Source organism: Bacillus sp. FSL K6-6038 (genome assembly GCF_038050455.1).
In the GTDB taxonomy this organism is placed as follows: domain Bacteria; phylum Bacillota; class Bacilli; order Bacillales; family Bacillaceae_G; genus Bacillus_A; species Bacillus_A pseudomycoides.
Genome location: NZ_JBBOUH010000001.1, coordinates 5,013,094 through 5,033,433, shown reverse-complemented (window position 1 = coordinate 5,033,433; position 20,340 = coordinate 5,013,094). Strand labels below are relative to the sequence as shown.

At 37.0% G+C, this 20,340-nt stretch carries 22 protein-coding genes; 17 read left to right on the top strand and 5 right to left on the bottom strand.

Features of this window, described 5'->3' with window-relative positions; all coding sequences use genetic code 11:
• Positions 1-16: 16 nt before the first annotated feature.
• Positions 17-781 carry a LicD family protein gene (locus tag NSQ40_RS26550; RefSeq protein WP_003202215.1) on the bottom strand — a complete coding sequence of 255 codons (765 nt, stop codon included), beginning with the start codon at positions 779-781 and terminating at the stop codon, positions 17-19.
• A gap of 290 nt (positions 782-1,071) precedes the next feature.
• On the opposite strand from NSQ40_RS26550, the gene NSQ40_RS26545 reads away from it, so the two are divergent.
• The 9 genes from NSQ40_RS26545 (at position 1,072) to NSQ40_RS26505 (ending at position 11,309) form a co-directional block, all read left to right on the top strand.
• A complete protein-coding gene (locus NSQ40_RS26545) occupies positions 1,072-2,919 on the top strand; it encodes an NTP transferase domain-containing protein (protein ID WP_041488634.1) in 1,848 nt (615 codons plus the stop codon).
• Between the two features lie 14 nt (positions 2,920-2,933).
• Positions 2,934-3,908 (top strand): DMT family transporter, encoded by a 975-nt coding sequence (locus NSQ40_RS26540; RefSeq protein ID WP_018764992.1) that lies wholly within the window; start codon positions 2,934-2,936, stop codon positions 3,906-3,908.
• Positions 3,905-4,600, top strand: a complete 696-nt coding sequence (locus NSQ40_RS26535; RefSeq protein ID WP_018764993.1) for a CTP--phosphocholine cytidylyltransferase — start codon at positions 3,905-3,907, stop codon at positions 4,598-4,600. The genes NSQ40_RS26540 and NSQ40_RS26535 overlap by 4 nt, the downstream gene beginning before the upstream one ends.
• A gap of 251 nt (positions 4,601-4,851) precedes the next feature.
• Positions 4,852-5,844: a UDP-glucose 4-epimerase GalE gene (gene galE, locus NSQ40_RS26530; protein WP_003202222.1), complete on the top strand. Its 993-nt coding sequence runs from the start codon at positions 4,852-4,854 to the stop codon at positions 5,842-5,844.
• 111 nt (positions 5,845-5,955) lie between these two features.
• Entirely contained in the window at positions 5,956-6,627 is a 672-nt protein-coding gene (locus tag NSQ40_RS26525) for a response regulator transcription factor (RefSeq protein WP_003202224.1), read from the top strand.
• An 11-nt stretch (positions 6,628-6,638) separates the two neighbouring features.
• Positions 6,639-8,069: a HAMP domain-containing sensor histidine kinase gene (locus NSQ40_RS26520; RefSeq protein ID WP_006096588.1), complete on the top strand. Its 1,431-nt coding sequence runs from the start codon at positions 6,639-6,641 to the stop codon at positions 8,067-8,069.
• Between the two features lie 66 nt (positions 8,070-8,135).
• A complete protein-coding gene (locus NSQ40_RS26515; protein ID WP_003209201.1) occupies positions 8,136-8,918 on the top strand; it encodes a DUF3919 family protein in 783 nt (260 codons plus the stop codon).
• On the top strand, positions 8,915-9,949 hold the full coding sequence (locus NSQ40_RS26510; RefSeq protein WP_018764996.1) for an ABC transporter substrate-binding protein: 1,035 nt from the start codon (positions 8,915-8,917) through the stop codon (positions 9,947-9,949). The genes NSQ40_RS26515 and NSQ40_RS26510 overlap by 4 nt, the downstream gene beginning before the upstream one ends.
• A gap of 19 nt (positions 9,950-9,968) precedes the next feature.
• Positions 9,969-11,309, top strand: coding sequence for an MFS transporter (locus tag NSQ40_RS26505; RefSeq protein ID WP_003202232.1), 1,341 nt, complete (start codon positions 9,969-9,971; stop codon positions 11,307-11,309).
• A gap of 347 nt (positions 11,310-11,656) precedes the next feature.
• On the opposite strand, the gene NSQ40_RS26500 is transcribed toward NSQ40_RS26505, so the two are convergent.
• Positions 11,657-11,941 (bottom strand): hypothetical protein, encoded by a 285-nt coding sequence (locus NSQ40_RS26500; protein ID WP_098158667.1) that lies wholly within the window; start codon positions 11,939-11,941, stop codon positions 11,657-11,659.
• Positions 11,942-12,539: 598 nt separating this feature from the next.
• Between NSQ40_RS26500 and NSQ40_RS26495 the strand changes: the two genes are divergently transcribed.
• The 6 genes from NSQ40_RS26495 (at position 12,540) to NSQ40_RS26470 (ending at position 17,926) form a co-directional block, all read left to right on the top strand.
• Positions 12,540-12,986 carry a hypothetical protein gene (locus NSQ40_RS26495; protein WP_003202234.1) on the top strand — a complete coding sequence of 149 codons (447 nt, stop codon included), beginning with the start codon at positions 12,540-12,542 and terminating at the stop codon, positions 12,984-12,986.
• A 225-nt stretch (positions 12,987-13,211) separates the two neighbouring features.
• A complete protein-coding gene (locus NSQ40_RS26490) occupies positions 13,212-14,402 on the top strand; it encodes an efflux RND transporter periplasmic adaptor subunit (RefSeq protein WP_003202236.1) in 1,191 nt (396 codons plus the stop codon).
• Positions 14,399-15,079 (top strand): ABC transporter ATP-binding protein, encoded by a 681-nt coding sequence (locus NSQ40_RS26485; protein ID WP_018781240.1) that lies wholly within the window; start codon positions 14,399-14,401, stop codon positions 15,077-15,079. The genes NSQ40_RS26490 and NSQ40_RS26485 overlap by 4 nt, the downstream gene beginning before the upstream one ends.
• Complete coding sequence (locus tag NSQ40_RS26480) at positions 15,076-16,275, top strand: ABC transporter permease (protein WP_018765168.1); 1,200 nt, start codon at positions 15,076-15,078, stop codon at positions 16,273-16,275. Before NSQ40_RS26485 ends, NSQ40_RS26480 begins: the two co-directional genes overlap by 4 nt.
• Before the next feature lie 267 nt (positions 16,276-16,542).
• On the top strand, positions 16,543-17,238 hold the full coding sequence (locus NSQ40_RS26475; protein ID WP_003203125.1) for a Yip1 family protein: 696 nt from the start codon (positions 16,543-16,545) through the stop codon (positions 17,236-17,238).
• Positions 17,239-17,452: 214 nt separating this feature from the next.
• Positions 17,453-17,926, top strand: a complete 474-nt coding sequence (locus tag NSQ40_RS26470; protein ID WP_003203127.1) for a sigma-70 family RNA polymerase sigma factor — start codon at positions 17,453-17,455, stop codon at positions 17,924-17,926.
• Between the two features lie 62 nt (positions 17,927-17,988).
• On the opposite strand, the gene NSQ40_RS26465 is transcribed toward NSQ40_RS26470, so the two are convergent.
• On the bottom strand, positions 17,989-18,480 hold the full coding sequence (locus NSQ40_RS26465) for a competence protein ComK (protein WP_258248368.1): 492 nt from the start codon (positions 18,478-18,480) through the stop codon (positions 17,989-17,991).
• 340 nt (positions 18,481-18,820) lie between these two features.
• On the opposite strand from NSQ40_RS26465, the gene NSQ40_RS26460 reads away from it, so the two are divergent.
• Entirely contained in the window at positions 18,821-19,219 is a 399-nt protein-coding gene (locus NSQ40_RS26460; protein WP_026008518.1) for a DUF4359 domain-containing protein, read from the top strand.
• Between the two features lie 20 nt (positions 19,220-19,239).
• Here NSQ40_RS26460 and NSQ40_RS26455 read toward each other — a convergent pair whose 3' ends face one another.
• On the bottom strand, positions 19,240-19,455 hold the full coding sequence (locus NSQ40_RS26455; RefSeq protein WP_003203134.1) for a DUF2922 domain-containing protein: 216 nt from the start codon (positions 19,453-19,455) through the stop codon (positions 19,240-19,242).
• Positions 19,456-19,483: 28 nt separating this feature from the next.
• Positions 19,484-19,708, bottom strand: coding sequence for a DUF1659 domain-containing protein (locus tag NSQ40_RS26450; protein ID WP_003203136.1), 225 nt, complete (start codon positions 19,706-19,708; stop codon positions 19,484-19,486).
• A 109-nt stretch (positions 19,709-19,817) separates the two neighbouring features.
• Here NSQ40_RS26450 and NSQ40_RS26445 point away from each other — a divergent pair, with 109 nt between their 5' ends.
• Positions 19,818-20,303, top strand: coding sequence for a VanZ family protein (locus NSQ40_RS26445; protein WP_003203138.1), 486 nt, complete (start codon positions 19,818-19,820; stop codon positions 20,301-20,303).
• The last annotated feature ends 37 nt before the right edge of the window (positions 20,304-20,340 follow it).

Below are 20,340 nucleotides of genomic sequence, written 5' to 3'. Positions count from 1 at the left end.
ATCTTATATGTGTAGCCTATCCAACTTTTAAATTTTGCATATGAGCTTTTTGTTTACTTTCTTCTGGTATTTGCATGTAGTCTCCATACATTCCTGATAAGTAGCGATCTGCATCATTTGGAACAGGGAACATGTGTCCATCGAAAATTCCTTCTTTTAACGGGAAGATTTCACTAAGCTCGAAGTTATGCCATCTGTAATAGCCGGTTTCCATTCCGTATGTTACAGTGTTTGTTTTTTTAAGGCCTTTTACATATAGTTTAAAGAATTTCGATTTGTTTAGAATTCTTCTTGCTACATCTGCAGGACCGTTTATTTTTGAAGGATAATTGATTGCGGCAAGTTTTCGGACAATTTTTTCTAACGGCGTTGCCGATTCTGAAACGTAGTCAAATGGGAAAATATCAATGGATATTCCTTTTCGGTGTGTACCATCGCTTTCTTGCCATTCAAAATCATCTAGATAGAGAATTTTCGTCCAGTTATGTTTGCCGTGTGTGTTTACTTTTTCTGTTTCTAGTTTATATGGCTCTGGTAAATGGTTTGGAATAATGCGTAAAAATTTATCGTAATCTTCTCTTAGCATAGCAAGATCTGCATCATCATCCCAAGGGATAAATCCTTTATGTCTAACAGACCCTAGTAAAGTACCGTCTGTGATCCAAAATTTAATATTATGTTCTTTACAGATTTTATGAACCGTTATGAGCATATCCAGCATCACTTTTTGAGCTTGCTCTAAAGGTGTTAACTGTGTTGAATCCAAAATAAATTCCTCCATTGTTCTAATCGATACGACAAATTTTTTATGGTTCAGATTGCATGGAAAGAGATTACAATCATAAGTTTAAGTATACATCAGTGATAAATTGACACGCAACTACAGTCTTTTTATATGTTGTTCCTTATACTTTTATTGATTATGTTTTTTCGTTAATATTATTCATAAAGGATGTTCTTTACAAAGCATACATTAAATTTACAAAATATTTACGTTTATGTCCATAGATGATATGATAATGACATGTTCAAAAAATGAACGGATGAAATCGGGTGATGGAGGGGAGCTCTATGCAACAAGTATTAAATATATTAGAGGTTATCAATCAAAATCCACAGATGAACCAAAAAAAGATTGCAGAGCAGTGCAATATATCTGTTGGTAAAGTGAATTATATTATGAATGATTTAACGAAGAATCAATACATCTATAGCAAAAAGTCAGGGAAGTACATGAATTATTATTTGTACCAGAAAGGCTTTGAATACATGCGACAGGAGCTAGCGGCTTACCAAGGGAAGAAGCTTAGAGTCCATCGCAAAGAGGGCAAGAAGGTTACGCAAGCTGTTGTTCTTGCGGCTGGTAAGCGTCATGAGTTTGGAAAACCATCTGGTTTGTTAACGGTTGGGGAAAAGCTTTTGTTAGATCGCAGTTTAGAAATCCTTAAAAATAATGGCATTGAAAAAATTGTGGTGGTTGTTGGCTATAAGAAGGAGCAGTTTGAAGGCTGGACAGGTCGTCATAATGTGCACTTTGTGGAAAATCCGAAATATAAGTGGACAGGATCAATGGCATCGCTAGCAGAGGTTCAGGAACTGATTACAGATGATTTCTTATTAATTGAAGATGATATTTTAATCGAAGAGAAGGCACTTGTGCAAGTGTTACATCATCCAGAACCGGACTGTGTACTCATTACAAATGAGAGTGGATCTGGTGATGAAGCGTTTGTTGAGATTCAAGATGGCTATCTGTATAAAATTTCAAAGGACATTCATCAGTTAAATCGTATTGATGGTGAGATGGTTGGGATTTCTAAAATCTCGTATGAAGTGTTCATGAACATGTTAGCAACATTCCGTCATAATCAAAATCCATATGTGAACTATGAATATTTACTTCTTGATGCTGCAAGGTTGTACGATGTCGGCTATGCAAAGTTACCAGATGTTGTATGGGCAGAGATTGATACACCGAAGCAATATGAAGTTGTGAAAAATAAAATCTATCCTCGCTTAGTGAAAAAAGAAGCAGAGTTTAAAGAACGACAAATTAAAAAATATGTTTCGGAAGCACTTTCTATTTCAAAAGATGAAATTACAGGTATTCAGCCATTTGGTGGTATGACGAATACGAATTTCAAAGTAAGTGTTGGAAAATCCGAATATGTGCTACGTATTCCAGGAAGCGGTACAGAAGATATGATTAGTCGCCGTGATGAAATGGTAACTTCTAATTTAGCGAGCCAATTAGGAATTGATGCAGAACTTCTATACTTTAATGAAGAAACTGGTGTGAAATTAGCAGAGTTAATTCCAAACGCAGAAACATTGAATCCGAAAACGGCAAAACGCAGTGATAATATGAAGTTAACGGCGAATATATTAAAACAATTACACAGTTCAAATGCCGAAATGAATAATACTTTCAATGTGTTTGAAAAAATAGAGCATTATGAAGGGCTTTTAAATAAAGTAAACGGCTCTAACTTTGATGATTATGCAGAAGTGAAGAACAAAGTAATGCGGTTAAAGGATATGTATGAGGCGATGGATGTTACGTTAACAGCTTGTCATAATGATACGGTTCCTGAAAACTTTGTTAAGAGTGGAGAAGACAAAATATACTTAATCGATTGGGAATATGGCGGTATGAACGATCCGATGTGGGATATTGCAGCACATAGTTTAGAGTGCGACTTTTCTTCAGAAGAGGAGGAGTTATTCTTATCCTACTATTTTAACGAGGAAGTAGAAGAGTCTTACCAGAGAAGAATATTGATGAATAAGATTTTCCAAGATTTCTTATGGAGTATTTGGACGAAGATTAAAGAAGCAACAGGCAGTGATTTTGGGACATATGGAATGGATCGCTATAATCGTGCGAAGAAAAACTTACAGCTCTTCTTAGAGTTGTAGTGGGGGATATAACGATGAGAAAAGTGCAAAGTAAAGGCATATTTTATGGAATATTTTCTGGATTTGCTTGGGCTGTAGATACGGTATTGATTGGGATTATTTTATCTTCACAACTGATGTTAGCAACAGAACAAGTTGTGTTTCTTGCTCCTCTAGTTAGTACGTTTTTACACGACTTTATGTCCACATTATGGATGATGATCTATATGGCGATAAAGGGTCAACTCAAAACGGCCCTTTCTAAGCTGAAAACGAGAAGTGGACGGTTCGTTATGTTAGGAGCACTTATGGGTGGACCAATTGGGATGACGTTTTATGTATTAGCTGTAAAGTATATCGGGGCTTCTTATACAGCAGCGATTTCAGCTGTATATCCAGCAGTGGGTGCGTTTTTTGCATTTGTGTTTTTGAAAGACCGTCTTCGTTCATGGAATTGGCTTGGACTTATCATTAGTATTGCATTTATTATCGTACTTGGATTTACAGGCGATGGATTTGCAACGGAAAACTATATGTTAGGATTTATTTTTGTCCTTATTTGTATCGTTGGCTGGGGCTTAGAATGTGTTATCTGTGCGTACGGTATGAAAGATGAAGAAGTATCTCCAGAAGAGGCACTCCAAATTCGTCAGCTTGTTTCAGCAGTCACATATGGACTTGTTATTTTACCTTCAGTTGGAGGGCATTTCTTAACAAAAGAGGTTGTGATGAGCAGCGAGTTTATTTTAATCATTGTGGTTGCATTAGTTGGAACAGCTTCCTACGTGTTCTACTATAAGGCAATTCATGAAATTGGACCGACAAAAGCGATGGCGCTTAACATTACGTATTCTGCATGGGCGGTTGTCATTTCTATGTTAGCATTAGGATCACCGTTTTCATGGAAGTTAATTATTTGTTGTATTGCGATCCTTGTAGGAGCTATATTAACAGTTGCAGATATAACTGAATTTACAAAAGCGAAAAAATATAGAGGTGAAGTAACATGAGAGCGATTTTATTAGCGGCGGGTATGGGAACTCGTTTACGTCCATTAACGTTAACGACTCCAAAATCATTAGTAGAAGTAAATGGCAAGCCGATGCTAGAGCGTCAAATTGAATATTTACAGGAAATTGGTGTAGAAGAAATTATTGTCGTAACAGGCTATTTAGCAGAGAAATTCGATTATCTTGTTGAGAAGTATAATGTGAAGCTTGTGCACAATGACAAATATAATGTGTACAACAACATTTATACGATGTATTTAGTTCGTGAATATTTACAAGATGCATATGTAATGGATGCGGATGTTTATTTACACCGTAATATTTTTATAGAGAACCCAGAGTCATCCCTATACTTTAGTGCGAAGAAAGAAGATTTCCGTAATGAATGGATCATTAAGCATGACGAAAATCGTAAAGTATATGATATTGAAATTGGTGATGGTAACGATGACTACATTTTATGTGGTATTTCATACTGGTCAAAAGAAGATGGCATCCATATTGTGAAGAAACTAGAAGAAGTAGTAAATCAGGAAGATTTTAGTGAACTGTACTGGGATAATATTGTAAAAGATAACATTCAAGATTTAAATGTTCATTTGTACAAAATTGGTAGCAACGATAGTTTTGAAATTGATTCTGCCCTGGACTTGAAGAAAGTAGAAGAAAAACTAGCTGTTTTAGCGAAATAATTATTGTTGATGGTTTTATGAAATAATTGGAATTTAACTTGCCCTATAAAATAAAAGAAGATAAGCTATATTTTATAGGTTAAAAAGTACTATAAAGTGAACCTTCCATCAGTGGGGCGCTTTATCCCCAAAATGATGGAAGGTTCTTATCGATCAGGCAGTGCTCCTCTACCTATCTTCTTTGATGTAGAGGTTTTTCTGTCCGCAGATAGCAGGGTAAAATAATTCATTAAAAGTTGGGTGTGGAGAACATGGGTTCTATTTTAGTGTGTGGGGGAGCTGGTTATATTGGCTCTCATGCTGTAAAAAAGTTAGTTGATGAAGGACAATCTGTAATTGTAGTTGATAATTTACAAACAGGTCATGAAGATGCTATTGCAGAAGGCGTGAAATTTTATAAAGGTGATCTTCGCGATAAAAGTTTCTTAAGAGACATTTTTAAGCAAGAAACAATTGACGCAGTCATGCATTTTGCAGCGGATTCTTTAGTTGGTGTAAGTATGGAAAAACCGCTTCAATACTATAATAACAACGTATACGGTGCGCTATGCTTACTAGAGGTGATGGATGAGTTTAAAATTGATAAATTTATCTTCTCATCAACTGCCGCAACATATGGAGATGTAGATGTTGAGTTAATTTCAGAAGAAACACCAACAAATCCTACGAACACATATGGAGAAACAAAATTAGCGATTGAAAAAATGTTGCATTGGTATAGCCAAGCTTCTAATTTAAAATATAAGATCTTCAGATACTTTAATGTAGCTGGTGCAACGCCAAGCGGTATTATTGGTGAAGATCATCGTCCTGAGACGCATTTAATTCCCCTTGTACTGCAAGTGGCTTTAGGACAACGTGAGAAAATCATGATGTTTGGTGATGATTACAATACACCAGACGGTACATGTATTCGTGACTATATCCATGTTGATGATTTAGTAGCGGCTCATTTCCTTGGACTGAAAGATTTACAAAATGGCGGAGACAGTGACTTTTATAACTTAGGAAACGGTAACGGATTTAGTGTAAAAGAAATTGTTGAAGCAGTTCGCGAAGTAACAAATCATGAAATCCCAGCAGAAGTTGCGCCAAGAAGAGCTGGAGACCCAGCGCGCCTTGTTGCATCGTCTCAAAAAGCAAAAGAAAAATTAGGCTGGAGCCCGCAATATACAGATGTGAAAACAATCATTGAACATGCGTGGGATTGGCATCAAAGTAAGCCGCATGGATATACGAAGTAAGAGTGATTTATAAAAGAGAGTGTATTGTCGTTCAACATATGTTCGATAGTGCACTCTTTTTTTGTATGGGATATTTGCTATACTAAAATGTACTGCGAAAGGAGGGGAACCATGAAAATACTTGTAGTCGATGATGAGTCGAGCATTCGGAATTTAATTCGGATGCAGCTAGAGATGGAAGGATATGAAGTGCTTACGGCCGCTGATGGAAAAGAGGCGCTGCAAAGGTGGGATGAAGAGCCGAATGTATTGATTTTAGATGTGATGCTTCCGGATACGGATGGTTATGAGCTGCTTCGGTTGTTCAGGGAGAAGGACCGAGATATTCCAGTACTCATGTTAACAGCGAAGAGTCAGATGAATGATAAGTTGCTTGGTCTTCAGCTTGGGGCTGATGATTATGTGACGAAGCCATTCAATTATGCAGAGTTGATTCTTCGGGTGAAGAATATGGCACGGCGTGTAATGAAGCACGGGGTACCTAAGGATGATAAGGTCATTCGGGCCGGTGAGTTAGTCATTTATCCGAAGGAACGAAAAGTGCATGTGAATGGAGAAGAAATTGATTTAACGTACCGTGAGTTTAATTTATGCCAGTTGTTTGCTTCTAATAAGCAGCGTGTGTTTATGCGCGATGAGCTATTAGAGAAAGTATGGGGCTTTGAGTATAGCGGAAATACGAGAGCAGTTGATATTATGGTGCAGCGCCTTCGGAAGAAGCTTGGAGCAAGCGGAGAACATATTAAGACGATTTATGGCGTTGGTTATAAGTTGGATTGTTAAAAGGTGATAAGATGTCGTTAAAAAGAAATATGGTACTTGGTATAGTAGGATTATTGATTCCGATTTTGTTTCTTCTTTATACGGTGATTTACATTGCACTGGAAAAGAATATGTATCATAATGCAGCAGGTTCTTTAGAGAAGTTAAGTGTAGAAGCACAAATTTACACGATGAATTATTTAGAGAAGGAAGCAGAAGTGGAGACACTAGGACCGAATTCACTCTTGATTGCTTCTTATTTAGCGAAGCGGATGGATGTTCGTGTGCAGATGATTGGAAAGAATGGAGAGGTCGTTGCCGATACAGAGAAAGGGGCCTTGCTTCATAAGAATATAGATATTGATCAGTCCTTACGAGGAAAGAAGGCATATGTGTTTGAAAATGATGATCCAGCACCACTTCTTTTATTTTCGAGTCCGGTTTATCATGGAAGCGATGTCATAGGGGCAATTCGCTTTATTAATGAATTACAAGATGAGAAAGAAGTTTTAACGAATGTGAGCTGGACATTTCTCGTTACATCGATTTGTTTAGTAGCAGGCGGCATTTTCTTTGCGATTCGTTTAGCGAAGTCTCTTCATAAGCCAATTGATCAGTTAAGACAAATGGCAAAGCGGCTCGCAAATGGGGATTATAAAAGTAAGATTGAGCTAAATGAGTATGTGGAAATTGCCCAGTTATCAGCATCTTTCAATGCAATGGCTGATGCGATTGAGCTGCATATGAGGCAGTTAAAGGAGGAGAAAGAGAAGCAAAAGGATTTCTTGGACCGAATTACACATGAACTGAAAACGCCGCTCACTGCAATTATTGGATATGTAGATTTAATTCCGAAACTGCAATCTGCGCGAGATATAGAGGAAAGTCTTCATTATGTTTCGATTGAAAGTCAGCGTCTATTATCACTCGTTGAGGAGTTATTACAATCTTCGAAGTATGGAACGAGTACGTTTGAAGTTTCTCCGACGATTGTGGATATAAAGCAAATTGCAGAAGAGGCAATTTCGATCGTGAAGCCTCGTCTTCAGCAATACGAGATAGAAGTTATAAATGAATTAACAGAGGCACATGTTGTTGCAGACTTTGATAAGACGAAGCAGATTTTCTTGAATGTGTTTGATAATGCGATTAAATATAGTGATGCCACGCAACTGAGGATGAACGTCGCTAAAAATGAAGAGGAAGCGAAAGTCTTCATTCATGATGATGGGATTGGTATGGATGAAGCGATACTTGCAGAGTGGAATCGTTCTCGGGAAGGAAAAGTACTCTCTTCTAGTTATGGAAATGGATACGGTTTGTTCATTTGTCAGGAGATTATGACGAAGCAAGGCGGAAGCATGCGAATTGAAAGTAGTGAGGAAATGGGAACGATGGTGATGATCACGTTCTTATTACCAAGACGCATGGAAGATATAAAAAATTTGAAAGCGATTAAATGATACATTTATGAAACAATTATGCGGTATTTTCGAAACAACGTTTTTTTATCTTGGAGGTAGGCAGAAATGAAAAGGCTATCATTTCAAATTCTCTTGTTTGTCTTTTGCACGATTGCTGCTTTTGTATTGTTTTTTGCCATAGAGAAGCAATTGTATAACCACGTTACAACCTTAGATGACAAGCAGGCTGTTTTAGAAAGAGCAAGTGAATCTCTTCCTACTAAAGTGAAAGTAAGACATGAGAAGTGGGGAGAAGTAGTTGTAACAGATGAAGTTCGTCTGCATGCAATTGTTTCATTCTTTGACCAGATTCGAATGAAGCAAACAGAAGCGAAAATCCACGAACAAGTATTTACTGGAGAAGTAACGTACTTGAATGGACATAGGCGTACTTTTGCAGTAGGTGACTTGTTCCAGTACGAGGCAAATGTATATGGGAAGAATGGTACAGATCCGATGATTTCCGCATTTCAAACATATTTGCTGGGCCTATATTATACGCCAGAGCGTATTAGCGATTTCTTTGCATCAGCAAAGGAAGTTGTTTTGCGAGAAGGTGATGTAGTGCGTACTATGAATCTTACGCCAATACTTGATTCGATTCGGCAAGCAAAGCAAATGACAGATTACGGAGAAATTCAGAAGTTGCTGCAATCGCAGAAGGATCCAATCGCTTATATTACTGCTTATCAAAATGGTAAACATGTAAAGAATGAACGTGAGGATATTTTAACGATTTCTATATATCCTTCTTACTTTGTCGTGCAATATCTTGGCGATAATAATGGGAATGTGATGTATATGAAAGGCTCCCTAGCAAATCTATTTGTAAAGGAGAATGTTTCATGAGAAAGATAGCCTTTTTCTTCTTTTTGCTAGTAATTGGAGGAGCGATGTCTAGTTGCTCTCGAGATACTACCTCTATCAAATATAGTAAAAATGGTCTTCCAATTTTGAAAGATCGCCATCTTGTCGCGTATGTCGCGGCCCGTGAAGAAGTTGGTGAAGCGCTTTTATCATCGTTTTGTAAACCGCGTGGATGTACGTATGAGTTTATTCGTCTTTCTACAGAAGAGCTGCTTAGAAGAGTGGAAGAAGAGGCGGGAAATCCAAAAGCCGATATCATCATTGGAGGTACATTGGATGCGCATCAAATGATGAAGCAAAAAAATCTATCTATTCCTGTTACAAGCCAGCATGCAAGTAGCATTTCAAAAGCCGTTAAAGATAAGGATGGCTTTTGGTATGGTTATGAAGTAGAGAAGCTTGCCATCGCGATTAATAAAGAGCGGTGGAATAAGGAAATAGCACCGCTAGGACTTTCATATCCAACGGAGTGGAAAGACTTATTACATCCAGCGTATGCTGGAAAGATTGTCATGCCTGATCCGAATGTTTCAGGAACAGCTTATACGTTGTTCCAATCACTTATTGATACATTTGGTGAAGAAGAGACGAAGGGGTATGTAAGGAGCCTTGCCAAGCAAGTTGCAGAGGTAACGGTGAATGGTTATATGCCTGCTGAGTATGTGGCAAGCGGTGAATATATGATTGGTATTAACTTCATGGGAGACCAACGGATGCTTCAAAAACAAGGCTTTCCGATTTTGAGTAAAGTGCCTGAGCAAACGGGGTTATCTGTCAATGCAATTTCGAAACTGAAACATGCACCGAGTGGTATTATAGCGGATTTATTTATTGATTATTGTTTATCAGAAGAAGCAGGGCATATTTTAGAAAAAGTTTCGTTTGGCGTACCAACAATGCTTGCGAAGAATCAGAAAGAAATAGAAGGTCAGCCTGTTAGAAGAACGAACAAAAATGTATCAGATAGTGGAGTAATCGAGATATGGAATAGACAACGTCTCTCTCAAAAGTGAAAAAAGGAGAAGAGATAATATGTTTAATTGGCTTAAGCCTGCACCAGTAATTGAGCGTTTGCCAGCGAATATGATTGACAAAGTATACAGACTACTACGTCTTCGTGTGCTGCTCGGAATTTCAGTTGGATATGCAGCGTATTATTTAGTTCGTAGTAACTTTACGTTATCTAGTACGTATTTAATAAAAGAATATGGTTTTAGTACAACGGAATATGGTTTATTAGGTTCCGTTACGGCGATTGTGTATGGACTAAGTAAGTTCTTTATGGGAAATTTATCAGATAAAGCGTATGCGCAGCGTTTTATTGCGGTTGGTTTATTCTTATCAGCAATTATAAATATTTGTTTTGGTTTTGCATCTTCATTTGGCATGATTTTAACGTTATTAGTTTTCAATAATATTTTCCAAGGAATGGGAGCGCCTCCTTGTAGTACCGTAATGACGAAGTGGTTCTCGAAGAAAGAGCGCGGTACAAAAACAGGACTTTGGAATATTTCACATAATATTGGTGCGATGCTTGTACCACCGCTTGTTGGAATTGGTGTTGGTATTTTCGGTGAAAGTCATTGGCAAGCCGGCGTGTTTATCTTCCCAGCGATAATTGCAATGGTCATTTCAGTTCTTATGTGGGTGAATGCGAAGGATACACCAGAATCTGCAGGTCTTCCACCAATTGATGAATATCGCAATGATTATGAAGATCTTGAGAAGGCAGACAATGCCAACAAAATGTCACCAAAAGAAATTTTGATGAAATATGTAGTGAAAAACAAATTTATTTGGTATTTATGTATTGCGAATGCATTTGTATATTTAATTCGTTTCGGTGTTATTAACTGGGTACCGATTTATTTAACAACGGTTAAAGGATTTACAAAAACAGAAGCGCATGCAGCATATTCAATTTTTGAAGCAATGGCAATTCCAAGTTCATTAATCGTAGGTTTGTTAAGTGATAAGTTATTCAAAGGGAAACGTATGCCACTATGTGTGTTTAGCATGGTTGGTGTTGTTATTGGAACGGTAGTATACTGGCAAGCATCGAATATACTTGTTGTGAGTGCTGCAGTTTCGATTATTGGTTGCTTAATTTATGTACCACAATTTTTAATTGGTTTAAGTGCAATGGAATTAGTACCAAAATTTGCAGTAGGTACAACAGTTGGTATGTGCGGCCTGTTCGGTTATTTAGGAGGAAGCTTAGTTGCAAACGCAGCGATTGGTGTTATCGTTGATCGCTCTGGGTGGGACGGCTGTTTCATTCTATTATTAGCAGGCGGTATTTTATCTACGGTATTCTTATTTATCGTTCAATTTGGTCATGAGAGAAAAGGTCCTGAGAGCAAAATAGCATAATCGTTTATTTAAGGGAGCTGTCCAAAAGTACTACTTTTGGGCAGCTCCTTTTATGTACATCTTATCAGTATAGATTTATATAAAATGAAAGAGATAAGGTGTAGTTTTTGAAACTTAGTAACAGTTTATCAAAAAGGCACTCGTTTTCGGATGCACTTTTTATTTGTGAGCAGTAAGACCTTTACCTTAAGATTTAGAGAAAAGCAAGGAGGATAGGTAGAGGCTTTCCATCATTGAGGGATGAAGAAAACCCTCAATGATGGAAGTTTCGTTTTATTTTTCCCATCTTGGTGAGGGGATTTTTCGATGACAAAAGAGGGGGATAGTTAGCTAAAATAAGAAAGATTTTAAACTATTCTCTGAAGGTTCCCTGCAAAATATAAATTAAGAATTTCACAACTCCATGCTGAATCTGAAACGCCTAGCGTTGGGGACTGGAAGTTAGTAATAATAACGCAATGCTTGTTATCGAACCAATCTATGCTATCTACAAAATATGTTAAAGGTGCTGCTCCTGAAAAAGGTATGATAACATCAAAGCTTATCTGCTGAAACCCTGCTACTGCTGCTTGCACATAGAATGCACGTATTTGATTATATGCAGGGCAACAAGTACGTGGTTTTGGTGGCATATTCTATCACCTCACTTTTAAATAGATTTAATATATTAGTATTCAGACAAGCGTGAATTAGCTTGGGCAAATGTATGAATATTTGATTGCAATGAAAAATATAATATATCTTTCTTTACAGCCTTGGTTTATCCCGCATTAACGGGTAGTAAGTAATACTCCTACCTCAAAATTCGGTGAAAGAAAAGAAGTTAGGTGGGAGATAAACTGCCCGTAAAAATCAGTGGGGGATGAAGAAAACCCCCACTGATTAAAGTTTCACTTTATCAAACTGTTATATATTTCAATGTATCTTTATAATTGGTTTCAAGGATATTATATGTGAATGTGACTACTGGAATAGTAATAGTATCAAAATTTTTTTCTTGTAATCTTTTTTGATGCACTTATTACATAATGTTATTTCTAGTACATACAGTATTATGGTTATAAATTAATAGATTATATGTGATATCTATTAAGAATGAGTGAACGGATAGAGTGAAAGTACATTATATATAGAAAATTAACATTCATTTTACAATATCTTCAAAAACAAATGTTAAAATTCAGTAGGAGTTAGCAAGACAAATTATATGTATGAAGGAGATGCTGGAAAGTGGGAATTTTTGTATCAGAAGTAGAAAAGTTTTTGTTCTGTTCCGCAACAGTCACACAGCGAGATTGTACATTTGATTTTGTCGTTCGTAGTACGCCGATAGGGATTGCAATTTGTTTAGTAGAGGATTATGAAGTAGAGTGGCTTCCGATGAGAATTGAAACCTATTTGAAAGTGAATGGAAGCATGTTTCCAGATGAAGATGCAAAAGAGGAATTTCGTAAACAGTTAAATAGTGAAAATGGCTGGATGTTAGACAAGCAAGGTGATAACCTAGAAGGCATTGTTCAAAGAGCAATGCGAGCTGATGAATGTGAAGCGTTTCAAACGATAGAAAAGAATATTCCGCGCGAGATGAGAAAAGACGTGACAACTCTTCCATTTGAGCATGATTTGGATCAAGCGAAATGGAGTACTTGGAGGAAACGTCCAAACCGCCTTATGTAAGGTGGTTTTTTTTTTTTAGTCTTTTCATGTGGCTTTTAAGTTTCTTAAAACTTGCTTAAAAGATAAAGTGTCATATTTCTAAACATTGGTATTTTTGTTACAATGTAAGTGATAGTGTAAAACTTTGTAAAGAAAGCGTAATAATTTAAGAGATGCGGGTATCGTTTTCTGAAAGTCTTACATAATTAAAGAACCACTATATAAAGATATAAAAGGAGCGAGAATATGTTACCAAATACGGTTCGTACTCCAAACAAAAAGAAGAAATGGATTATCATTGGGGTTATTGCATTAATTGTCGTCGTTGCAGCCGTCAATATTTTTATCATGCAAGGAAAGAAAAAAGGCGCGGCACAGGGAGACGCTGTTAGCTTTGAGAAAGTAACAGAACGTACATTGAATAATACGAAATTGATTTCCGGACAAGTAAAGCCTGGAAATATTGAGAGCTTCTACGCAGATCCGACAAAAGGAAAAGTGAAGGACATTGCGGTGAAAGAAGGACAGGAAGTAGAAAAGGGCGCGAAATTATTCTCTTATGATAATGAAGAAATCAATTTACAAATGAAACAAGCTGAGCTTGATCAAAAAATGGCAAGTATGCGCTATGATCAAGGGAAAAAGAAAATAGATTCAGTAAAGAACCAGATTAAGAAAGCGAAAGATAGCGGTGCTGGGAAAGAGGTAACAGATCCGTTAGAAGAGCAAGTAAGCGAATTAGAAATAGGGCAAAAAACAATTGACCTTGAGAAAGAAAAAGGTCAATTACAATCACAACAATTAAAGAAAAAACAAGATGAACTCACAATTTATAGTAATTTCGCTGGTGTTGTGCAAAAGTTAGATAAAGATGCAGCACAAAGTTCAGCGCAAGCAATGGGTGGACAAGGAAAATCATTTTTACAAATCGCTTCTAAAGATTCATTCCAAATTCAAGGGACATTAACAGAACTTCAAAAATCACAAATTCAAAAGGATCAACCATTTACTGCAACTGCAAAAGCAAATAGTAAGAAGAAATGGACAGGTAAAATTACAGAGGTAAGCGAGTTCCCGACAAGTGCAGAAATGGCGCAAGCAGCCGGTGCTGGTGAGGGAGCACAAAACATGTCTCAGTATACATATAAAGCTAGTTTAGATGGACAAGAAGGTTTATCTCCGGGCTATCATGTATCTCTACAAGTAAACCTAGAAAACAAGAAAATGATTGCTGTTCCTAGTAAGAGCATTGTAGAAAAAGATGGTGAACCATTTGTTTATGTAGAAGAAAAAGGAAAACTTCGTAAACAAAATGTGAAAAAAGGTTCTACTGATGGAGACTGGACAGAAGTTCTTGAAGGCGTAACAGTGGGGCAAAAGGTGGTTAAAAATCCTTCCGACAATGTATATGACGGAATGGAAGTGAAAGAAAAATGATTACGTTAAACAATATTCATAAAACATATTATCAAGGGAAACTGGCGGTACCGATTTTACACGGTATTAGTTTAACGATTCAAAGTGGTGAGTTTGTTTCCATTATGGGACCGTCTGGTTCAGGGAAATCAACGCTCATGAATATTATCGGTTGTTTAGATCGTCCAACAGAAGGCGAATATATGTTGAACGATGTGAATATCTTAACAGCAGACGAGTCAAAGCTTGCTCTCATTCGCAATGAATATATAGGCTTTGTATTCCAGCATTTTAACTTATTGCCACGTCTTTCAGCGGTAGAAAATGTAGAACTTCCGCTTATATATGGCGGCGTGAAGAAAGCGGAGCGCCGTCAGAGAGCTCTTGAAGCACTTGGGAAAGTCGGATTGTCTGACCGCGTGCATCACTTGCCAAGCGAACTTTCAGGTGGGCAAAAGCAGCGTGTAGCCATCGCACGTTCCATTGCAAATGACCCAACGTTCATTATGGCCGATGAACCAACAGGTGCTCTTGATACGAAATCTGGAGAGCAGGTTATGGATATTTTCACAAAGTTAAACGCAGAAGGTACAACGATTGTTATGGTTACGCATGAAGAAGAAGTTGCGGCATATTCTTCGCGCCGAATTGTGTTAAGAGACGGAAAAATTACAGAAGATAGAAGGTGTGCGGTATGAGTTTACTAGATAGTATAAAAATTGCCCTATCTTCTATTCTAGCTCATAAACTGCGCTCAGCGCTTACGATGCTTGGGATTATTATAGGCGTTGGTTCCATTATTACTGTTGTTGCGATTGGGCAGGGCGGAGAAGCAGCGTTAAAGTCGCAATTCGTTGGAGCTGGTAATAACGTAATCCCAATTCACTATAGTGCGGATATAAATGATCCGTATGGTATGGAAATGATGGAACAACCAAAGTTAACTGAGGAAGATATTTTTGAAATAAAAAAACTTCCAGAGATTGCGCATGTTCTTACAACCAATTCAAGTATGGAGCCACTCGATATTGAAGATAAAAAAGAGATGGTGAGTATTACAGGATTAGATAGTGAGTACTTCTCAGTAAATAAAGTGAAAGTGTTAAAAGGCCGATCCTTACAAGAATCGGATATTGCGCAAGGTAATAACGTCGTGATGATCAGTAAGAGTATGGAAGAAAAGGTCTTCAAAAAGGAAAGTCCAGTCGGAAAAATTATTGAGATGAAAGGACAACCGATGCAAATTATCGGTGTCTATAAATCAAATAATGAGTTTATGGGAATGGGGCCATCGGAAGCTTTAATTCCAATTACATTGTGGCCAACAATATATGGAAAAGATGAGATTCAAAGTATTTCTGTTCAAGCGAAAAATGTGGATGATTTAGAAAAAGCGGGTAAAAAAGCTGCTGATGTATTAAATAGTCGTAAGCCAAGTGATGCATCTGGTAAATACGAAGTGATGAATTTAAAAGAAATTCAAGAAGGTATTTCAAAAATGACGGGCATTATGACAATGATTATTGGTGGTATTGCTGGTATTTCATTAGTCGTTGGTGGTATTGGTGTTATGAACATTATGCTCGTATCCGTAACAGAACGTACACGTGAAATTGGGGTACGTAAAGCACTTGGAGCAACGCGCAGTAAAATCTTGCTACAATTCTTAATTGAAGCCGTTATGTTAACGCTTCTTGGTGGATTGATCGGAATCGGTCTTGGTTATGGTGGTGCATATATTGTTTCTACATTTGCGAAATGGCCACCGCTCGTTTCATGGGAAGTTGTCGTTGGTGGCGTGTTATTCTCGATGACGCTCGGTATTATTTTCGGATTAATTCCAGCGAATAAAGCAGCGAAACTAGATCCTATTGAAGCACTTCGTTATGAATAGATTGGTAGTGTAGTAGAGGGGCGTTCCTCTACTACACATACAAATAGAAAAAAGATATAAAACCATTTCTTTTAGGTGGGAGAGGGAATCCGCTCGAGGATAGAAGCGGTCAGAGCCTTTTTGTCCCCATGCTAAGTGAAACCAAAGAGAGAACAAGAGTGCAAGTCGATTTTTATATTATTCTAGTGGGCGGTTCACAGTCTCTGAAGAAGAGGAAGTGAACCGCCCGTTAGAACGGGTGAGAAAAATACAAGGAGGTTTTTTAGAATGGAACCGAATGTTAATTCGCAAAAGGTTAGTGGAGAAAAACCATCTTTACTAGGAATGATCACATCTCCTGGCTTACAGTTTGAGAGAATGAAAGCGACTGATAAGGTTTGGGGTATGTTCTTTTTGGTTGCGTTGTTACAAGCACTTGTAAATGGATTATCTACATATGTGGCGCAATCATCGCCTGAGATGATGGAAATTCAGAAGAAATTTGGCACAGGCCAAGAAGACTCTATCGGATATTTAGTTGGTAAGTCAATCGGTTCAGGTTTTATTGGGATAATAATTGGAACTCTTATTGTAGCAGCTGTCTATAAAATCTTTATGATGTTTTTTGGAAATGATACTTCGTACAAAAAATTGTTAGCCATTATTGTATATGCGAATATTGTGCTTGTAATTGGTGGACTTATTAATTCTCTTTTAGATTTAATTTTTGGAAGTGGTGCAACTGGGTATACAAGCTTGGCACCATTATTTGAACAAGGTACTACAGGGTATGCAATCGGTAGTATAGTTGAGGTATTCTATTTATGGAATATCGTTTTAATCTGGATGGGATTACAAATAACAGCTGGGTTAGGAAAAGTAAAAGCTGCGGTTCCAATTATCGTTCTCTTTATTATTAAAGTAGCGTTTGTAAGTGTAATGATTATCGCAGTAGCAAAGTTTATGCAAAGTTTCAATGGGTAAGAATATGTGCAGAAAACGGCTCGATCAGGAGCCGTTTTTTATTTTTGTATGTATTTGAAATACTAGGCCTCGTATTTCAAATTTCCTCTACAGATATTTGAAATTTCCCTATGCAGAATTTTAAATAACTCACCATGAAATCCTCTTTATCTTCTTATATTGTAAAGGTACCGCGGAATAACAAAGAGGTATACCTTTTAGAAATAGGTATAATATGAAACCGGCTACTTTTACAGAAACAGTTACGTTGTATGAAAAGATGATTAAAAATCAAATGAAAAAGCTTTATCTGTACCGGGATTATGAAGAGTACTATCAATGTGGTTTAATTGGACTTTGGATGGCATACGAAAAGTATGAGGAGGAGAAAGGAACTTTTGCAGCTTATGCACTTGTAACAGTACGTGGATATTTGCTAGAGAAACTAAAGAAAGAAAATCGATTTCAAAAGCGGCATACATTCGCCGGACAGGAAATGTTACAAAATGTATGCGGAGCAGAAGTGTTGTCAGAAACTCAGGATTATATGAGTTTGTTAGATGAGAAAGAGAAACATATTATTTACGAACGTTTTTATGCAGGAAAGAAGATACATGAAATTGCGGAAGAGATGGAGATGACATATCATCAAGTGAGATGGGTATATCGGCAGGCACTGGGGAAGATGCGCAGCAGTATAAGAGAGTGAAAAAAAGAAAAATGGAAGGCAGGAATATTCTGTGTCTTCCATTTTTTTATAACAAATTTGTACTAGCAAGGAAGTAATAGTTTGTCTAGGAGGCGCATGACTTTATAAATATCTCGAAATTGTTGTGAATCTTGCATGTTCATGCGGCACAAGAGAAATCCAGCTTTCAAAAATTGTTGTTGCATTTGATAAAAACTAATAGCAACAATTATGGTTGTACCATTATAAAAATGAAGTTTGGATTGCTTGCGATTATTATAAATTTCTATTTTGTTTATATGACTATAGAAAACCCAAATACAGTCTGGAGATGCAGGAGATTTCGTTGGAATGGCGCAAATATAATGACGATGATCAATTGGGATTGGGATATTTTGTTTAAAGTAATAATTTTCTTGAATCGCATCTCGCCTTCCTTTATAGGTAGAATGGTTATGTAATAGGCAAGATAGCTGTACCAATTGTAATGATGTTTTAGATGAAAACTTAATATTTCCATCATTTTCTGTTATTTTAGTACGGTGAAAAGGATGGGCGTAAGGCTCAAGTATCATTGTAGAACTAGAGATAGTATCATGACTAACTAGGTCGTCCAAAGGAAAAGCCTCCTTAAAAGTATTTGTTTACATATTTTAGTATATAGATGGAATATAAAAATAATTTTAAATATTTGTAAATGTTTGTAAAGTTTACTTTATTTTGTAAAAAGCAAGCCTTCTATATAAATTCATTTTAATTTTTCGACATATAAGCTGTTTTGCATACAAAAATGAATCTACCCTCTTTTCCTCCTTAAAAAGAAAGGGTTTCTATCGTTTTTTCAATTTAGATTTATATAATTTGCATCGCTTGTACATATATATGAAAATAGAAACAGTTAGGCGGTGATAGAATATGAAAAGGAAGTATATAATTATGGCACTTGTTGTCCTTCTTTTCGTATATTTAGCAAATAGCAACCCGAGTAAAGGGGAATATACAGAATGGGCAGCAAAGCAATTTATGAATCGCAATGATATTAGTAAGAAATTAACAGAGGTTGAAAAAGAAGACCCAGATGGGCTTGTTGGTGAACTTGCGACAATTGGTAAGAAGTTAGCAAAGAAATATGTAGAGCCACAAGTTGACGTGTTGATTAACCATTATACAAAGCGAAGCGATTATATTTTCTTCTCGACGTATAAGACGGAATTTACAATTGGGAAAGAAAATTATAAATATGTTTCAATCGGATTCTCTCATATTTTTATTCCGATTGAGATGCCGAAGAAAAAAGACGAAGCTGCAAATTGATGCAGCTTCGTCTTTTGCGTTTAAGGAGCAACTGTTACTTCTGATACTGTCTTTTCAACAAGGCGTGCCCCTTTTTTACGAGTGTTCCCACTAAGTGATAAGAAAATTGCAGAGGAGAGAATTGTGTCCATCACTTGGCTTATGGTTTGTTCATTCACAGGTGTAATAGGATTGTCGATAGAGAAGACGACTGTTTTTCCATCCTCTTTTAAGAAAATCAGTTCGAGTACTGTCATTATCATTTACCTCCTTGTCACTAAATTTTTACGGATTTGAGATGTCAGATGTACTTAAAAGTTGAACTGCATGAAGTTTTAATCCTTGTAATGAAGCAAGGGCACGTCCCACTTCATGGACCTGTGCTACATCAGCATTTGGCTTTACTCGTTTAAATTGTTTGTTTTTCAAAATAGTTTTCCCGTTTTTGTCTGTGCCACCGTTTAGGACAAGGCGCAAGCTTAAGTCAGTTACAATCGTTTCAATCGCCATTTTTTCACCCCCTTTTCGTCATATATATAGGAGGCAACGGTCATATTTTGGCGTGAAATTTTTTATTTTTTTTGGTACGCTTAGAAGAATAAGAGAGGAGTTTCAAAAGATGAATCGTAAATGGTTAGTTTGGATTCCCGTTTTACTATGGATGGGGATTATTTTTTATTCTTCAGCACAGCCGTATAAGAAGCAGGATATGCGTTCAGATATTGAGAAGTATGTTCCGTCTCAATTTGTAGAAGAAAAATTCTCCGGTGTATCGATTGACTATGGCGGGGGAACACCGGTTAGCATTGAAAATAAAGGCGTTGGTGGTTTTGTTGAGTTTTTCCTTCGTAAAGGAGCTCATTTCACAGTATTCTTGATTCTTGGTGCGCTTTCGTATTATGCATTGCACCGTTCTGGTTGTTCAAGAATGCGTTCCTTCGTATTCGCACTTCTGATTGTCGCTGGATATGCAACATTCGATGAAATTCATCAATCGTTTACAGGTGACCGTACACCGATGTGGCAAGATTCAGTTTTAGATACGTCGGGCGGACTGACAGGAATTATAATAAGCAATTGGTTTTGGCATAGAAAAAGGAGCTAACCCTTCGGGATAGCTCCTTTTTTGTGAATATATCGAC

Coding starts and splice junctions, on each gene's coding strand:
- NSQ40_RS26550 (WP_003202215.1), bottom strand. CDS start 781: ATGGAGGAATTTATTTTGGATTCAACACAGTTAACACCTTTAGAGCAA.
- NSQ40_RS26545 (WP_041488634.1), top strand. CDS start 1,072: ATGCAACAAGTATTAAATATATTAGAGGTTATCAATCAAAATCCACAG.
- NSQ40_RS26540 (WP_018764992.1), top strand. CDS start 2,934: ATGAGAAAAGTGCAAAGTAAAGGCATATTTTATGGAATATTTTCTGGA.
- NSQ40_RS26535 (WP_018764993.1), top strand. CDS start 3,905: ATGAGAGCGATTTTATTAGCGGCGGGTATGGGAACTCGTTTACGTCCA.
- galE (WP_003202222.1), top strand. CDS start 4,852: ATGGGTTCTATTTTAGTGTGTGGGGGAGCTGGTTATATTGGCTCTCAT.
- NSQ40_RS26525 (WP_003202224.1), top strand. CDS start 5,956: ATGAAAATACTTGTAGTCGATGATGAGTCGAGCATTCGGAATTTAATT.
- NSQ40_RS26520 (WP_006096588.1), top strand. CDS start 6,639: ATGTCGTTAAAAAGAAATATGGTACTTGGTATAGTAGGATTATTGATT.
- NSQ40_RS26515 (WP_003209201.1), top strand. CDS start 8,136: ATGAAAAGGCTATCATTTCAAATTCTCTTGTTTGTCTTTTGCACGATT.
- NSQ40_RS26510 (WP_018764996.1), top strand. CDS start 8,915: ATGAGAAAGATAGCCTTTTTCTTCTTTTTGCTAGTAATTGGAGGAGCG.
- NSQ40_RS26505 (WP_003202232.1), top strand. CDS start 9,969: ATGTTTAATTGGCTTAAGCCTGCACCAGTAATTGAGCGTTTGCCAGCG.
- NSQ40_RS26500 (WP_098158667.1), bottom strand. CDS start 11,941: ATGCCACCAAAACCACGTACTTGTTGCCCTGCATATAATCAAATACGT.
- NSQ40_RS26490 (WP_003202236.1), top strand. CDS start 13,212: ATGTTACCAAATACGGTTCGTACTCCAAACAAAAAGAAGAAATGGATT.
- NSQ40_RS26485 (WP_018781240.1), top strand. CDS start 14,399: ATGATTACGTTAAACAATATTCATAAAACATATTATCAAGGGAAACTG.
- NSQ40_RS26480 (WP_018765168.1), top strand. CDS start 15,076: ATGAGTTTACTAGATAGTATAAAAATTGCCCTATCTTCTATTCTAGCT.
- NSQ40_RS26475 (WP_003203125.1), top strand. CDS start 16,543: ATGGAACCGAATGTTAATTCGCAAAAGGTTAGTGGAGAAAAACCATCT.
- NSQ40_RS26470 (WP_003203127.1), top strand. CDS start 17,453: ATGAAACCGGCTACTTTTACAGAAACAGTTACGTTGTATGAAAAGATG.
- NSQ40_RS26465 (WP_258248368.1), bottom strand. CDS start 18,480: ATGATACTTGAGCCTTACGCCCATCCTTTTCACCGTACTAAAATAACA.
- NSQ40_RS26460 (WP_026008518.1), top strand. CDS start 18,821: ATGAAAAGGAAGTATATAATTATGGCACTTGTTGTCCTTCTTTTCGTA.
- NSQ40_RS26455 (WP_003203134.1), bottom strand. CDS start 19,455: ATGACAGTACTCGAACTGATTTTCTTAAAAGAGGATGGAAAAACAGTC.
- NSQ40_RS26450 (WP_003203136.1), bottom strand. CDS start 19,708: ATGGCGATTGAAACGATTGTAACTGACTTAAGCTTGCGCCTTGTCCTA.
- NSQ40_RS26445 (WP_003203138.1), top strand. CDS start 19,818: ATGAATCGTAAATGGTTAGTTTGGATTCCCGTTTTACTATGGATGGGG.